Raw genomic sequence first — 15,670 nt, forward strand, 5'->3', positions numbered from 1 at the left:
GGAGAGAACTCCGGTTCGTATCCTTCCGTCATTCCGGGGCGCGCCACTTGGCGCGAGCCCGGAATCCATAACCACGAACTGGGGTTATGGATTCCGGGCCTGGCCCTTCGGGCCATCCCGGAATGACAAACTGGTGAAGAGAGTCCTGCTCAGATCAGCGGCGCCTGCGACGAGGCGTGGTGATTGACGATCTTCCAGTCGCCGTCCTCGCGGATGATGACCCAGCTCATCTTGACGACGAGATCATCCCGCTCGCCCGCGAGATCGAACGTGATGGTCGCGGCCATGTTGATCAGATCAGGGCCGGCCTGCGCGGCGTGCACGTCGGAGAAGGTCGCGCTCGGCCTCCCCCAGCGCGGCAGGCCGTTGAAATAGTCGGCGACGCCATCTCGGCCGTGATAGAGCTTCGGGTTCGAACCGAAGAAGAACGCGTTCCTCGCATAGAGCGACGACAGCGCGGCTGCATCGAGCGTCGCGAAGCCGGCGCACCATTTCGCGATGATGGCGGAAACGATGGCGTCGGCTTCGCTGCTCATGTCCTGCTCAGCCCTTCTCAACCCTTGGCGACTTCCTTCGCGAACGTGTCGCGCAGGCCGATGGTGCGCGAGAACACCGGCTTGCCGGGCGTCGAGTCCTTGTCGCGCACGAAATAGCCCTGACGCTCGAACTGCATCGGCTCGGTCGAATTGCTCTCCGCAACGGATGCCTCGACCCGCGCATCGGCGAGGATCTCCAGCGAGTTCGGGTTGAGATCGGCCGCGAAGTTTGAGGCATCCGGGCTCGGATTAGCGAACAGCTGGTTGTAGATGCGGATCTCCGCCGGCTTGGAGGCCGCTGCCGGCAGCCAGTGCATGGTCGCCTTGACCTTGCGGCCGTCCGGCGCATTGCCGCCCTTGGTCGCAGGATCATAGGTGCAGCGCAGCTCCACCACCTCACCCTTGTCGTTCTTAATCACGCCGGTGCACTTGACGAAATAGGCATAGCGCAGCCGCACCTCGTTGCCAGGCGACAGGCGGAAGAACTTCTTCGGCGGGTTCTCCATGAAGTCGTCCTGCTCGATATAGAGCTCGCGGCCGAACGTGATCTTCCGCGTGCCTGCCGAGGGATCGTCGGGATGATTGATCGCCTCGAGCTCCTCGGTCTGCCCTTCCGGATAATTCTCGATCACCACCTTGAGCGGCTTCAAGACCGCCATGCGCCGCTGCGCCGTGCGGTTCAGCTCCTCGCGGATGCAGAACTCCAGCATGCCGACATCGACGACGCTGTTGGCCTTGGCGACGCCGATGCGCTTGACGAACTCGCGCAGCGCGGCCGGCGGCACGCCGCGCCGGCGCATGCCCGCCATGGTCGGCATGCGCGGATCGTCCCAGCCCGCGACATGGCCGTCGCGGACGAGCTGCGTCAGCACGCGCTTGGACAATAGCGTGTAGGTCAGGTTCAGCCGCGCGAATTCGTACTGATGCGGCTGTGAGGGCACCGGCAGCTTCTCGATGAACCAGTCGTAGAGCGGCCGGTGGTCCTCGAACTCCAGCGTGCAGATCGAATGCGTGATGCCTTCGATGGCATCCGACTGGCCGTGGGCATAGTCGTAGCTCGGATAGATGCACCATGCGTTGCCGGTGCGCGGATGGTGCGCATGCAGGATGCGGTACAGCACGGGGTCGCGCAGATTGATGTTGCCCGCGGCCATGTCGATCTTGGCCCGCAGCACGCGCGCGCCGTTGGGGAATTCGCCCGCCTTCATGCGGCGGAACAGGTCGAGGTTCTCCTCCACGGAGCGTTCGCGGAACGGCGAATTCTTGCCGGGCTCGGTCAACGTGCCGCGCGAGAGGCGGATCTCCTCCTGGGTCTGGTCGTCGACATAAGCGAGGCCGTCGCGGATCAGCTGCTCCGCCCATTCGTACAGGCGGTCGAAATAGTCCGAGGCGAAGAACAAGTTCTTGCCCCAGTCGAAGCCGAGCCAGCGCACGTCGGCCTGGATTGAATCGATATATTCCTGCTCTTCCTTGACCGGGTTGGTGTCGTCGAAGCGCAGGTGGCAGCGGCCCGGAAACTCCTGGGCGACGCCGAAGTTGAGTGCGATCGACTTGGCGTGGCCGATATGCAAGTAGCCGTTCGGCTCCGGCGGGAACCGGGTCACGATCTCCTTATATTTGCCCTGATCGAGGTCGGCCTGGATGATGTCACGAATGAAATCGCGCCCAACCTCAGCTGCCACCGGTTCTGTCATTACGAAAATCCTGTAGGGAAATCAGCGGTCCTTCTGCCAAATTCGCGTGGCCGCGCCAAGAGCATAAGCAAGGCCTGCCGGGTCCGCAGTCGCCCTTTAGTTATGTCCCGTTCCTGCTATACACCACCGCCTCCAATGCATAGGCCCTGCCAAGAATGTCCGATTCCGTCGTCACGCGCTTCGCTCCCTCGCCGACCGGCTTCCTCCATATCGGGGGCGCCCGCACGGCGCTGTTCAACTGGCTCTATGCCAAGAAGCACGGCGGCAAGATGCTGCTGCGGATCGAGGACACCGACCGGGAACGCTCCACGGAGGCGGCGATCGGCGCCATCCTCGACGGGTTGAAGTGGCTCGAGCTCGGCTGGGACGGCGAGGTCATCTACCAGTTCGGCCGCGCCGCCCGGCACCGCGAGGTCGCCGAGCAGCTGCTGGCCGACGGCAAGGCCTATCGCTGCTACGCCACCGCCGAGGAGCTTGCCGCCATGCGCGAGAAGGCGCGCAGCGAGGGGCGCACCCGCCTCTATGACGGCATGTGGCGCGACCGCGACCCGGCGACGGCTCCGAGCGACGTCAAGCCCACCATCCGCCTGCGCGCGCCGCAGACCGGGGAGACCGTGATCGAGGACCAGGTGCAGGGCCGCGTGGTCTGGCAGAACGAGAACCTCGACGATCTCGTCCTGCTGCGCGGCGACGGCAACCCGACTTACATGCTCGCCGTGGTGGTCGACGACCACGACATGGGCGTCACCCATGTGATCCGCGGCGACGACCACCTGATCAACGCCGCGCGCCAGAAGCAGATCTACGATGCGATGGGCTGGGCGCTGCCCAGCATGTCCCATATCCCGCTGATCCACGGCCCGGACGGCTCGAAATTGTCCAAGCGGCATGGCGCGCTCGGCGTCGATGCCTATCGCGCGATGGGGTACCTGCCGGCTGCGCTGCGCAACTATCTCGTCCGGCTCGGCTGGAGCCACGGCGACCAGGAGATCTTCTCGACCGAGGAGATGATCGACGCGTTCGATCTCGGCAGCGTCGGCCGCGCCGCCGCCCGCTTCGATTTCGCCAAGCTGGAAAACCTCAACGGCCACTACATCCGCCACGCGGACGATCAATCGCTCGTGAAGATGCTCGAGGACGTGCTCGACCACATCGTGCCGAGCCGCGACGAGATCAAGGCCAAGTTAAACGACACCACGCGCGCGCAGTTGCTCAAGGCCATGCCGGCCCTCAAGGAGCGCGCCAAGACCTTGATCGAGCTGATCGACGGCGCCCATTTCATCTTCGCCGACCGGCCGCTGGCACCGGATCCAAAGGCGCAGGCGCTGCTGACGCCCGAGAACCGCAAGCTGATCGGCCAGCTACATTCCGCGCTGGAGAAAGTCGAGACGTGGAGCGGCGCCAGCACCGAGGCCGCGCTGCGCGCCTTCGCCGAGGAAAATAGTCTCAAGCTCGGCGCTGTCGCCCAGCCGCTTCGGGCGGCGCTCACCGGACGGACGACGTCCCCTGGTATATTTGAGGTTTTGGACGTGCTGGGGCGCCAGGAAAGCCTCGGCCGGCTTAGGGATCAGGCTACAACGTAAGTCGACCATGCGTGCGGCGATCTTGCAGCGCACATAGCAATAATATACCCATCTCCCCCACATTCTGGAACATCCGGCCTGCCCCTATGGTCGCCCTGGGGGTCTCCGGCTCCGGCCCGTCTCACCACACATCGGGGACCTCTGATGGACGCAAAAGAAAGCCCAAAGACCGCGACGCTGACGGTCGGAAACAAGAATTTCGATCTTCCGATACTCAGCGGCAGCGTCGGGCCTGACGTCATCGATATCGGCAAGCTCTACGGCCAGTCCGGCCTGTTCACCTACGATCCGGGCTTTACCTCGACCGCGAGCTGCCAGTCCAAGATCACCTATATCGACGGCGACGCGGGCGTGCTGGAATACCGCGGCTACCCGATCGAGCAGCTCGCCGAGCACGGCGACTTCCTGGAGACCTGCTACCTCCTGCTCTACGGCAACCTGCCGACCGCCGCGCAGAAGAAGGATTTCGACTACCGCGTGACCCATCACACGATGGTGCACGAGCAGATGGCCCGCTTCTTCCAGGGCTTCCGCCGCGACGCCCATCCGATGGCGATCATGGTTGCGGCCGTCGGCGCGCTCGCCGCCTTTTATCACGACTCCACCGACATCAACGATCCGAAGCAGCGCATGATCGCCTCCATGCGCATGATCGCGAAGATCCCGACGCTGGCTGCGATGGCCTACAAGTACACCGTCGGCCAGCCCTTCATTTATCCGAAGAACTCGCTCGGCTTTGCCGAGAACTTCCTGAACATGTGCTTCGCGGTGCCCTGCGAGGACTACAAGGTTAGCCCGGTGCTCGCCGACGCGCTGGAGAAGATCTTCATCCTGCACGCCGATCACGAGCAGAACGCCTCGACCTCGACGGTGCGCATCGCCGGCTCCTCGGGCGCCAACCCGTTCGCCTGCATCGCGGCCGGCATCGCCTGCCTCTGGGGCCCGGCCCATGGCGGTGCCAACGAGGCCGCGCTGAACATGCTTTATCAGATCGGCACGGTCGACAAGATCCCCGAGTTCATCGCCAAGGTGAAGGACAAGAACTCCGAAGTCCGCCTGATGGGCTTCGGCCACCGGGTCTACAAGAACTACGATCCGCGCGCCAAGATCATGCAGAAGATGTGTCATGCCGTGCTCAAGGAGACCGGCCATGGCGACGATCCGATGCTGAAGGTGGCGATGGAGCTCGAGAAGATCGCGCTCAGCGACCAGTACTTCATCGACCGCAAGCTCTACCCGAACGTCGATTTCTATTCGGGCATCACGCTGAAGGCGATGGGCTTCCCGGTCTCGATGTTCACCGTGCTGTTCGCGGTCGCCCGCACCGTCGGCTGGATCAGCCAGTGGAGCGAGATGATCGAGGATCCCCAGCAGAAGATCGGCCGCCCCCGCCAGCTCTACACCGGCGTCGCAAAGCGCGATTACGTTCCGATCGGCGATCGCAAGTAAGTCCGGATTTATCGTCCTGCGAAACGGCGTCACCCCACGGGTGACGCCGTTTTCATTTTGCGTGCCGTCCGGATGGCCGGCATGATTTCCTTTCAATCTACGCGAGTTTTCTGGCATGCTGCATCCGTGCTCGCGAAGCCCGGAGACCGGTCATGTCCGCGAAGACTGTAGCGTCCCCACGAGCGAAGGCCGGCCGCCGGAAAGCCAAGAGGCCCGCCGCCAAGGCGCGAGCGCGGCGGCGCCGCACGACGGACGCGACGGCCAACGACACCGGCCAGGATTTACCGCCCGTGCCCGCGGTCGAAGAGCAGTCCGGGGAGTACGTGGTGCGAATCCGCTATGGAGGCAGCAAGGGCATGGACGAGATCGTCATTCCGATTGACGATCGGGCATTCTACCCCTCTGTCCAGCGCTGGCGCTACGTGATCGCCAACCGGAGACGGATCGTCCGTTCGACACGCGACGATCTCAGCCGGGAGCTTCAGCAGCTGATAAAGGATCACGCTCGCAATTTCGACGAAGACCAGATCCTTTCGCGGATCAAGGATATGGCGGCCGCCAAACTTGTTGAAGTCGGAATCCCTTACATTGCGGAGGAGGTCGGGCGGTCGGCAAGACTGTTCCCCTGGGAGAGCGCGCTGTGGTTGGCCACCGCCCCCTATCGCAGCGAGCCAAGCGAATTTGCGGTCGTCCGCCATCTGGTAGTTGGATCGCCATATCATCACCAGCTGGCACCCTTGACGGCGCTCGCGGTCGACAGCGGACCCGGAAAACTGCGCGCGCTCTACGAATTCGCGCGAGAGATCGAGATGGTCAGCAGCGCGCTGAAAGAGGTCCGGACCGAAATCATCCGGGATCCAGACCGTCAAGGCCTTCGCGCGAGGATCGAAGCGCTTTCCCCTTCGATCGTGCATCTCGTGGGCGTAGACCCGATGTCTCTGGTCGAGCAAAAGCTCATCGACCAGGCGACCAACGAAGAGGACGGCTTTGTCCTCCGCGCAAGCCCGCAGGGAAGCTCCCAAGGAAGCACTCAAGCCTACGACGCCGTCGGTTCGGTCGACCTGGCCTCGATCGTCACAGCCGGCGCGCAGAAACCCCTGCTGGTGGCAATCAGCAGTTGCTACAGCGCGCAGAGCCTTGCTCCTCTTGCCACCGCGCAAGGCGCCAGGCACGCAATCGGTTTCGTCGACACCATCACCGATGCCGACGCCATGCTGTTCTTCAGCGTCTTTTATCGGACCTTGACGCAGGATTGGAACGTCAAGGACGCTTTCCTTCGTGCCCGGCAACAGTGGATGTCCCAGCCCGGCGGCGACAACGAGCAGCGCTCGGGAGTAGCACTCTGGAGCCAAGTTTCGCTCCTCGACAGCTCTCAGGCTGGAACGATCGCGGCCCGCTCCGCGCAGTCGAGAAGAGCCGCGAAGCACAGGGCAACCTACAAGGACCTCAGGCTGGACATCACTTTGGTCCAGGACAAATCCGTTCCCGGTCGGATGCGTAAGACCTCGAGCGCGAGTTTGAACTACTCGCTGCTTCACAACGACCGCTCGCCGTTCAGTATCTTCACGGTCCACAAAACCAAGGCAGGTCCGCTCGATCTGCTTCAAGTCGAAGTGGTGCTGGAAGTCGGTACGGAATCATGCCGCTGCCGCTTCTCAGAGGAACTGCCGGAGGAAGACGCCACACTCAATCTTCTCGACAAGATCCGGCTCCCTCTCGTCGCGGGCATGCTGCGGCAGACCAGCGAGAGCTTGAGGAGCAACCTCTATATCAAGGTCCAATGCGGCGACCGGATCTTGCGCGAGTCCAGCGAGCGCGTGACCGTGCTTCCGGCAGACGAGTGGCGGGACGACGGCGAGGATCATCGCTGGCTGCCCAGCTTCGTTCTGCCCCGAGACCCGACGGTGTTGAAGGTCGTCGCCTGTGCCCAGCGTTATCTGCAAACATTGCTCGATGATTGCTCTGCAGGCTTCGACGGCTACCAGCAAGTGGTTGAGGACGATTCCAATTCTCCCAACGTGGTCGATCCTCAGGTTCAGGCGATCTGGGCGGCCCTTCAGCACGATCTGCCCGTCAGCTACATCAATCCGCCGCCGTCCTACACCAGCCAGTCGCAGCGGCTTCGAACGCCGACGGAGATATTCAAGGGCAATGCAGCCACCTGCATCGATCTTGCGCTTCTGTTCGCATCGTGCCTGGAGTTCGTGGGCATCTATTCGTCGGTGTTCCTGATTACGGGACACGCGTTTCCGGCCTACTGGAGAAGCAACAAGGCCTGGTGGCGCATGAAAAGCTTTCGATTCGACCAGAGCGAACAGCAGATGCCCGGGCAGATCGGCCGTAGTCAGGACGGCTTCACGACGGGGCAGTCGGCCAATACCAAAGGCCAGACTGAGAGCTGGATGTTCACCGGTACCGACAATCTCGCCGAGCTCCTGAGCTACGTGCAGAAAGGCGAGCTCGTACCGTTCGAGAGTACCTTCGTGACCGCGCGGAAGGGCTTCTTCCAGGCCCTGGAACGGGGCGCGAGCAATCTGCATCCGCACAGCTTCGACGCAATGATCGACATTCAATCCGCCCGCGGCGAAAGCGTCACCCCACTTCCCCTGCTGGACCGGCTCGGCTAGCGCCCCGCGACAAAACACGGAGCCCGCATGACTACGCTCCTTTCTTTCGACGATTGGCTCGCGTCGATGCCGGAAATTGAAGGCGTCCGGCCGCTCGATCGGCTCACGGACGGCATGCGGCCGCAATCCTACCGGCCGACCTATCGGCGCCAGCGCCCGCCGACGGATCCACGGAACGGCTGCCGGATCAGCAGATCATTTCACTCGTGCGCGACGGCGGGATCCTGAGATGGCGCCTCGGCGCCGCCATTCCGATGATGTCCAGTCGCGCCGGATCGCGCGCCGCGCTCCCGACGGGACAGATCGTAAAGCAGTACGCCTTTGAGACTCTCGACACGTCGCAGGTCTATGATGCGCTCCTCAAGCTCGACAGGACGCTGACTCCTGATGCGTCTTATGCGGTCAAACCGTCGACGGGCCTCAGGCGGTTGGTACAGGGCCAACTCCAGCCGCTGACACTGGCCGACCTCGCCGATGTTGCGGGAAAGCGCGTATTGCTGTTGATCCACGGGACGTTCAGCGGATCTGCGGCTCTCATCAAGAACGGACTGGCGAAAGTTCCCGAGGGGCAGCAGCTGCTGACGGGAGCGGAGGCGAAATACGACCTGGTGATCGCCTACGACCACCCCACCCTCAGCGTGAGCCCGGTGATGAATGCTTTCGATCTGGCTGCATTGTTGCGACCTGCGCCGAAGGAGCTCGACATCGTCTGCCACAGCCGCGGCGGACTGGTGGCCCGGTGGCTGTGCGAAGGATTTTGCGAGCCCGCACTGAAGCGCCGGGTGATCTTCGTCGGCTCGCCCCTGGGCGGCACCAGCCTGGCGGCTGCCCCACGTCTCCGCAGCACGCTCGATCTCTTGACGAACATCGCAGACGTCTTGCGGGCGGGCGCGGATCTCGCCGCCGCCAACCCCTTCTTCCTTGCGGCGAGCGGATTGCTGCGGGTGTTCAGCACCGTCACCAATCTCGCCGCCAAGACACCGATATTCGATGCCGCCTTGGCTCTCGTTCCCGGGCTCGATGCGCAATCACGCACCGGCAACAATGAGGAGATTCGACGCCTGCGCATGAATACCGGGAGCGGCGAGTTTGGCGCCCAGCCCATCCAGTACTTCGCGATCAAATCGAATTTCGAGCCGACGGAGATCGGTTGGAATTTCCTCAGGATATTCTCCAAGCCGATGCAGCGTCTCGGCGACCTCGGCGCCGACATCATCTTCGAGTCCGAAAACGACCTGGTCGTCGATACTTCGTCGATGTCCGAAGTCGCGGACGGGCGCCAGGTGACGATCGTCCATGATTTCGGCACGAACCCCCACGTGCACCACACCAACTATTTTGCCCAGAAGGAGACGGCCGCGGCGATCGCGAAGACGTTCACGATCTGAGGTGCGTGACGAGATCGCATCATTGCGCGCTCATCCTCATCGATTGCTGACGTCGCTTCGCCGCGCCCCCTAAATGAGCCGCCGGTGGTGGGTACGCCATCGGCCGGTTTGCTGCCACGCACAACAACAAGTCCGTGCTCACGGCGGCAAGCGCCTTGACAGCCGAAATGCTCCGCGCGCATTCTTACTCTAAGTAAGAATGACGACAGGGATGGAAATGCCGGAGCAGCCGAGAAGTCGGCGGCAGACGCGCGCTGCCATTTTGACTCATCTGCTTCAGTCGGGCGGCTCGTTTCGTCCGCCGCTGGCCAAGGCCGTGCGTCTATCGGAAGCGAGCCTGTCGCGCATCCTGCTTGACCTGAAGGCCGAGGGCCTGATCGAGGAAGTGCGGCGCCCTGCCCCTTATGTCGGCGGCCCGACCGGTCTCGTGTCGCTCGACGGCGCGGTGGCGCTGGCAGCCTTCGAGCTGACGGCGCAGCGGCTCAGCGTCGGGGTCGGCGGCCTGTCGGGTGAACTGCACTACACCGAGCGCGTGCCGCTCCCGAAGACGCCTGACGTCGAGACCGTCGGCCGGGCATTTCGCGAAGCGATGACGTTGTTGCGCGACTGGACGCGACGCCGCCGGATCACCCTCTCGCAGATCGGCGTCTCGATTCCCGGCCTCGGCCGTCTCAGCATATCGGCCAATCCGATCATTCCCTGCGACGTCGCTCGCATCAGCGACATGTTCGGCGCGATGTTCGCGGGCGTGCCGCTCGAATTCACCAATTCGGTCGTCGCGCATGCCACCTTTCACCGCTGCCGCACGGAAAACTACCCGTTCAACGACACGCATCTGTTCGTGCTCGTCAGCCACGGCGTCGCCGGCGCCTGGATGGATGATCCGGCCGAGGCCGATGCTCTGCAGCCGATCGAGCTCGGCCACATGGTGTTCGGGCCTGACGGACCGCGCTGCCGCTGCGGACATCACGGCTGCGTCGAGGCCTATACGTCGATTCCCGCGCTGGCCGCGCTTCTCGGCGTTTCCGAGACCGAGCTGCTCCAGCTCGGCAACGAATGGGTCAACACGGTCCCGATCTCAGCGCGCGTGCGGCAGGAGTTGCGCCGGCGGCTGTTCCGGCTCGGCCTTGCGATCGGCAATACGCTGAACGTCAAGCCGTGCGGCGGCGTTGCGATCAGCGGCTGGCCGTCGCTTCTCGCTGAAGAGGATCGGAAAGCACTGGTCGATGGCATCGACGCCTGCCTGCTGGGCGGACGCAAATTGGCACAGGTCTCCCTCGCCTTCGTGCCGCCGTCGACGGGCAACGACCCGCAGGCTGCGCTCGCCTTTGCCGCCTTCTGTCTCGCCAGCCGTGGCGGCATGCCCGCGGCATCGACGGAGGCGGCCTGACATGCGCTGAGCCTGAACGGCCCGCAAGGGCGAAAGATTTCACACCGGGAGGAACTGCCATGCCGATCACAACAACAAGGCGTCGTCTGCTCGCTGGATCTGCTGCCGCGCTCGCATTTCCGCACCTTGCCCGCGCGCAAGGCGCGGCCAAGCCGCGACTGACCGCAATCTCGCAATGGTCGGCGGGCAGCGATGGGGCCGCCATTACGGCGCTCGGTAAGAAATTCGAGGAGAAAGGGGGCGTCTGGCAGCACTCGCCCGTCCCAGGCTTCACCACGGAGATGATGAACAAGCTGCGGGCCCAGATCATTGCCGGCGATCCGCCGGCCTGTTCGCAGCTCAAGGGGCCCGAGATCGCGGCTTGGTCGAAGATTGCTCCGACCGTGGATCTCGACAGCATTGTCGCCGCCGCCGGCTATGAGAAGGTGGTCGCGCCGGACCTTGCGAAATTGCACAAGCCGGGAGGCAAGTGGATCGCCCTGCCGCTCCAGATCTACAGCACCAACATGCTGTTCCTCTCCAAGCGCGGGATGGACAAGGCTAAGGCCGACAAGATCCCCGTCACCTGGGCTGACTTCAACGAACTTGCCGACAAGATGAAGTCGGCCGGAATGAACTACCCACTCGCCAATGGCGGCACCCGTCCCGATGACGGGCAAAAATTCGAGGCCTCCTTCGCCGGCATCAGCCCGACCGCATATCGCGCGGCGATCATGAACCTCGACAAGAAGGCGCTGGAGGGGCCCGAGATCAAGGCTGCCTTCGCACAAACCCGCAAGATCGCCGACTGGTGCGACCCCAATGTTGGCGCACAGCCCTATGCCACCAATCTGAAGCGCTTCATCGATGGCGACATGGGCATGATGATCCAGGGCGGATGGGCCCAGGGCGTGTTGCGCAACGCCGGGTTCAAGTTCGACGATTTCATCATCGCGCCCGGGCCCAGCGACAACGGCAAGCCGGTCTTCCTCTTGAATGCCGATGCCTTCATCTTCTGGCAGCGCAAGGAGCCTGACTTGCAGGCCGGCCAGATGCTGATGGCCCAGCTCGTCATGGATCCGGCGATCCAGACCATGTATTCGCAGATCACCGGATCGATTCCGGTGCGCACCGATGTCGACCTCTCCGGCGAAGGCTGGTCGGACGGCCAACGGCGGACCGCAGCCGCGCTGAAGGACGCGGTCGCCAACAATCAGGCCGTCCTCAGCCTTGCCCACAACATGGCGCAGCAAAACGGCCTGACCGCCGCGATGATCGACGTGCTCACCGAGTACGTGAAGAACAAGACGATCAAGCCGGAGCAGGCGGTCACTCGTCTTGCCGATGCCGTCGAGGGTGCGCGTTGACCGACGTGGTCGCAACAGCAGCGCGGCCGGGCGACGCCCGACTGGGTGCGCCGGCTGCCCGAATATCTGATGATCTGGGTGCCGCTGCTCCTGTCCGCGGCGCATCTGGTGACGTTTTCGCTCTGGACGATCTGGATCTCGTTCACCCCCTCCACCCTGGTTCCTGTCACTGGCTGGGTGGGTCTGCGCAACTACTCGGCGGTCCTGGCGAGCCGGAACTGGCAGATCGCCTTCGACAATCTGCTGCTGTTCGGCAGTGCTTTCGTGCTGCTGAGCCTGGTGACCGGTCTCCTGCTCGCGATCCTGCTCGATCAGCGCATTCGCGGCGAGAACGTGCTGCGCTCCATCTTCCTCTACCCCCTGGCCGTGTCCTTCGTGGTCACCGGCACGGTCTGGAGCTGGCTGCTCAATCCCGGCATCGGCATCCAGAAGCTCGTTCACGACCTCGGCTGGACATCCTTCAGGTTCGACTGGCTGGTCGACCGCGACATGGCGATCTGGACCATCGTCATCGCCGCGATCTGGCAATCCTCCGGCTTCGCCATGGCGCTCTTTCTCGCCGGTCTCAGATCCGTCGACGCCGACATCATCAAGGCGGCGCAGATCGACGGCGCCGGGCCGATCCGAATCTACCGTCGCGTCGTCTTGCCCACACTCTGGCCGATCACGATCACCGTGGTCGTAGTCCAGCTGCAATTTGCGATCTCGGCCTTCGATCTCGTCCGCGCGCTGACCAATGGCGGGCCTGGAATCGCGACCCAGCTGCCGGCGCTCGTCGTCTACGACCTCATGTTCCAACGCAGCCAGCTCGGCCGCGGCGCGGCAGCGGCGGTGCTCATGCTGCTCATTCTGCTCGCGGTGCTGCTGCCCTATGCAGCCTGGCGTTATCTCCGTCGACGGCGGGCCACCCATGCGTGAGCGAACCTTCGCGCCGAGCCGGCTTCTGATCTATCTCGTCGTGTCGCTGGTCGCGGCCGCCTATCTCGCGCCATTGGTTGTGGTCGTCCTGAACTCGCTCCGCAGCAACGAGGAGATCGCGCAGGCCTCGATGATCGGCTGGCCGCAACAATGGGCCTGGAGCAACTACGCGAGGGCCTGGAGCGGTTTCTGCGTCGCCGAAACCTGCGCCGGCATCCGGCCCTACATGCTGAATTCCGCGCTCGTCACGATACCGGCGACGATCATCTCGACCCTGCTCGGCGCAATCGCCGGTTACGCCGTGTCGCTCTGGCGTTTTCGCGGCGACAACTGGATCTATGGCATCGTGACGCTTGGCCTGTTCCTCCCCCAGCAGATGCGTCTGTTGCCCTGGACCATCGTGCTGCGGGACGTCGGCCTCATCAACACGCTGACCGGCCTCGTGCTGATTCACACCATTCAGGGGCTCTCCTTCACCACGCTGTTCTGCCGCAACTATTACGTCGCCGTTCCCCATGAATTGATCAGGGCCGCGCGGATCGACGGCGCCGGCTTCTTCCGCATCTTCTGGCGCATCATCCTGCCGCTCTCCGGGCCGATCCTGATCGTCACGGTGATCTGGCAATTCACCCACATCTGGAACGAGTTCCTCTATGGCGTGACGTTCACCACCGGCCAGCAGCAACCCGTCACCGCAGCTCTCATCGCGCTGTCCGCCGCAATCGCCGATATCCCGCAGCATGGCGTGCAGAGCGCAGCGGTGATCATCGCCGCGCTGCCCACGCTGTTGATCTACCTTCTCGGCGGCAAGTACTTCGTCCGCGGCCTGACTGCCGGGGCCGTGAAATGATGGAGTTGTCATGGCAGCACTGAGCATTCGCGCCCTGTCCAAGCGCTACGCCAATCTGGAGGTGCTGAAGGACATCGCGCTCGACATCGAGAGCGGCGAGTTCACCGTGCTGGTCGGACCGTCCGGCTGCGGCAAATCCACGCTGCTCAACATCGTCGCCGGGCTGGACCGCCCGAGCGCGGGAACGATCGAAATCGGCGGCCGCGTCGTCAACGACGTCGCGCCGAAGGACCGCGACATCGCCATGGTGTTCCAATCCTACGCGCTCTATCCCTCGATGACCGTGCGCCAGAACATCACCTTCGGCATGGAATGCCGCCACATTCCCAAGACCGAGCAGGACGCTGCGGTCGCCAATGTCGCAAAACTGCTCCAGATCGAGCCGCTGCTCGGCCGCAAGCCCTCGCAATTGTCCGGCGGCCAGCGCCAGCGGGTGGCGATGGGGCGCGCGCTGGTGCGCAATCCCCTGCTCTTCCTGTTCGACGAGCCGCTCTCCAATCTCGATGCCAAGCTGCGAGTCGAGATGCGGATGGAGATCAAGCGCCTGCATCAGCGCATCGGCGCCACCATCGTCTATGTCACCCACGACCAGATCGAGGCGATGACGATGGCGACGCGGATCGCCGTGATGCATCAGGGCAGCGTGCAGCAATTCGCCGATCCCGACACCGTGTACCGCTATCCCGCCAATCTGTTCGTCGCACGCTTCATGGGCTCGCCGCCGATGAACACCATGCCGGCGCGGCTCGAGGCCGAAAATGACGGGCCGGTCGTCGTGATCGGCGCAGGACGGCCCGACGAGCTTCGTCTGCGCCTCAGGGGATATGACGCCGCAGCACCCTTTGTCGGGCGCAAGGTGCTGTTCGGAATCAGGCCGGAATGCATTGCCGAGGGCAGCCGCACGTTTTCCAGCGAAGCGCCTGTCCTCGTCGAGGCGCCGGTGGAGCTGGTCGAGCCGACCGGTGCCGAGACCATGGTGCTCCTGCGGCTCGGCGGCGAGCCCGCGATGGCGCGAGTCTCGCCGGATATCCGCCCCGCGCCCGGCACGTCCGCCGCCTTCGCGCTCGACACTCGCCGCATTTGCCTGTTCGACCCCGAGACGGAGCGCCTAATCGCATGACGAAGACGACCTATTCCAGCCTTGCCGGCCGCGTGGTGCTGATCACCGGAGGCGCCAGCGGCATCGGCGCCGCCTTCGTCCGGGCCTTCGCGGGCCAAGGCGCGCGGGTCGCCTTCTTCGACATCGATAAGGACGCCGGCGAAGCCCTGGTGCGGGAGATCGCGGCCCCGTCCGGGCCCGCGCCGCTGTTCGTGCCCTGCGATCTCCTCGACATCGATGCCCTGCGCAGCGCGATGGCAGAGGCCCGCCGCTCGCTTGGCGACGCCGCCGTTCTCGTCAACAACGCCGCCAACGATCAGCGCCAGGCTCTCGCCGAGGTCACGCCGGCCGAGTTCGACTGGATGATCGGCGTCAATCTCAAGCACGTCTTCTTCGCGGCGCAAGCGGTGGTTCCGCAGATGCAGGCGCGCGGCGGCGGCTCGATCATCAACATGTCGTCGATCGCCTGGATGCGCGGCGCGCCGGCACTGCCGGTCTACGCCGCGGCGAAAGCGGCGATCGTCGGCTTCACCAACTCGCTGGCGCGCTCCGTCGGCCCCGACCGCATTCGCGTCAACGCGATCGCGCCGGGCATGGTGATCACCGAGCGCCAGCGCAGGCTGTGGTATCCGGACGATCGGGTCATCGCCGAGATACGTTCGCGCCAGGCGGTGCCCGATGCGGTAACGCCCGAAGACATTGCCAATATGGCACTGTTCCTCGCATCGGACGAAAGCCAGCGCATCACCAGCCAGTGTTTTCGGGTTGACGCGGGACTCGGCTAAGAGGT

The 15,670-nt window shown here is 64.0% G+C and carries 12 protein-coding genes; 10 read left to right on the plus strand and 2 right to left on the minus strand.

Features of this window, described 5'->3' with window-relative positions:
* Positions 1–149: 149 nt before the first annotated feature.
* Positions 150–536, minus strand: coding sequence for a nuclear transport factor 2 family protein (locus ACVWYQ_RS05900; protein ID WP_456725506.1), 387 nt, complete (start codon positions 534–536; stop codon positions 150–152).
* Positions 537–553: 17 nt separating this feature from the next.
* Positions 554–2,230: a glutamine--tRNA ligase/YqeY domain fusion protein gene (locus ACVWYQ_RS05905; protein WP_271537714.1), complete on the minus strand. Its 1,677-nt coding sequence runs from the start codon at positions 2,228–2,230 to the stop codon at positions 554–556.
* A 155-nt stretch (positions 2,231–2,385) separates the two neighbouring features.
* On the opposite strand from ACVWYQ_RS05905, the gene gltX reads away from it, so the two are divergent.
* From gltX to ACVWYQ_RS05955, 10 genes are all read left to right on the plus strand, one after another.
* Entirely contained in the window at positions 2,386–3,813 is a 1,428-nt protein-coding gene (gene gltX / locus ACVWYQ_RS05910; protein WP_271537712.1) for a glutamate--tRNA ligase, read from the plus strand.
* Between the two features lie 144 nt (positions 3,814–3,957).
* Positions 3,958–5,262, plus strand: a complete 1,305-nt coding sequence (gene gltA / locus ACVWYQ_RS05915; RefSeq protein WP_271537710.1) for a citrate synthase — start codon at positions 3,958–3,960, stop codon at positions 5,260–5,262.
* Positions 5,263–5,414: 152 nt separating this feature from the next.
* Entirely contained in the window at positions 5,415–7,889 is a 2,475-nt protein-coding gene (locus ACVWYQ_RS05920) for a CHAT domain-containing protein (protein ID WP_271537708.1), read from the plus strand.
* Positions 7,890–8,095: 206 nt separating this feature from the next.
* Entirely contained in the window at positions 8,096–9,277 is a 1,182-nt protein-coding gene (locus ACVWYQ_RS05925; protein ID WP_271537707.1) for an esterase/lipase family protein, read from the plus strand.
* 211 nt (positions 9,278–9,488) lie between these two features.
* Entirely contained in the window at positions 9,489–10,667 is a 1,179-nt protein-coding gene (locus ACVWYQ_RS05930) for an ROK family transcriptional regulator (protein WP_271537986.1), read from the plus strand.
* A gap of 59 nt (positions 10,668–10,726) precedes the next feature.
* Positions 10,727–12,013 carry an ABC transporter substrate-binding protein gene (locus ACVWYQ_RS05935; protein ID WP_157283611.1) on the plus strand — a complete coding sequence of 429 codons (1,287 nt, stop codon included), beginning with the start codon at positions 10,727–10,729 and terminating at the stop codon, positions 12,011–12,013.
* A 69-nt stretch (positions 12,014–12,082) separates the two neighbouring features.
* On the plus strand, positions 12,083–12,931 hold the full coding sequence (locus ACVWYQ_RS05940) for a carbohydrate ABC transporter permease (RefSeq protein ID WP_157283666.1): 849 nt from the start codon (positions 12,083–12,085) through the stop codon (positions 12,929–12,931).
* Positions 12,924–13,781, plus strand: a complete 858-nt coding sequence (locus ACVWYQ_RS05945; RefSeq protein ID WP_198399728.1) for a carbohydrate ABC transporter permease — start codon at positions 12,924–12,926, stop codon at positions 13,779–13,781. The genes ACVWYQ_RS05940 and ACVWYQ_RS05945 overlap by 8 nt, the downstream gene beginning before the upstream one ends.
* Positions 13,782–13,791: 10 nt before the next feature.
* Complete coding sequence (locus ACVWYQ_RS05950; protein ID WP_271537702.1) at positions 13,792–14,901, plus strand: ABC transporter ATP-binding protein; 1,110 nt, start codon at positions 13,792–13,794, stop codon at positions 14,899–14,901.
* Positions 14,898–15,665 carry an SDR family NAD(P)-dependent oxidoreductase gene (locus ACVWYQ_RS05955; RefSeq protein WP_271537700.1) on the plus strand — a complete coding sequence of 256 codons (768 nt, stop codon included), beginning with the start codon at positions 14,898–14,900 and terminating at the stop codon, positions 15,663–15,665. Before ACVWYQ_RS05950 ends, ACVWYQ_RS05955 begins: the two co-directional genes overlap by 4 nt.
* Positions 15,666–15,670 lie beyond the last annotated feature (5 nt).

The organism is Bradyrhizobium sp. USDA 3397 (assembly GCF_054060965.1).

Excerpts from the sequence above, each read along its gene's own strand:
- gltA (WP_271537710.1), top strand. The coding sequence starts at position 3,958 with ATGGACGCAAAAGAAAGCCCAAAGACCGCGACGCTGACGGTCGGAAAC.
- ACVWYQ_RS05905 (WP_271537714.1), bottom strand. The coding sequence starts at position 2,230 with ATGACAGAACCGGTGGCAGCTGAGGTTGGGCGCGATTTCATTCGTGAC.
- ACVWYQ_RS05935 (WP_157283611.1), top strand. The coding sequence starts at position 10,727 with ATGCCGATCACAACAACAAGGCGTCGTCTGCTCGCTGGATCTGCTGCC.
- ACVWYQ_RS05900 (WP_456725506.1), bottom strand. The coding sequence starts at position 536 with ATGAGCAGCGAAGCCGACGCCATCGTTTCCGCCATCATCGCGAAATGG.
- ACVWYQ_RS05940 (WP_157283666.1), top strand. The coding sequence starts at position 12,083 with ATGATCTGGGTGCCGCTGCTCCTGTCCGCGGCGCATCTGGTGACGTTT.
- ACVWYQ_RS05950 (WP_271537702.1), top strand. The coding sequence starts at position 13,792 with ATGGCAGCACTGAGCATTCGCGCCCTGTCCAAGCGCTACGCCAATCTG.
- ACVWYQ_RS05920 (WP_271537708.1), top strand. The coding sequence starts at position 5,415 with ATGTCCGCGAAGACTGTAGCGTCCCCACGAGCGAAGGCCGGCCGCCGG.
- ACVWYQ_RS05930 (WP_271537986.1), top strand. The coding sequence starts at position 9,489 with ATGGAAATGCCGGAGCAGCCGAGAAGTCGGCGGCAGACGCGCGCTGCC.
- ACVWYQ_RS05955 (WP_271537700.1), top strand. The coding sequence starts at position 14,898 with ATGACGAAGACGACCTATTCCAGCCTTGCCGGCCGCGTGGTGCTGATC.
- gltX (WP_271537712.1), top strand. The coding sequence starts at position 2,386 with ATGTCCGATTCCGTCGTCACGCGCTTCGCTCCCTCGCCGACCGGCTTC.
- ACVWYQ_RS05945 (WP_198399728.1), top strand. The coding sequence starts at position 12,924 with ATGCGTGAGCGAACCTTCGCGCCGAGCCGGCTTCTGATCTATCTCGTC.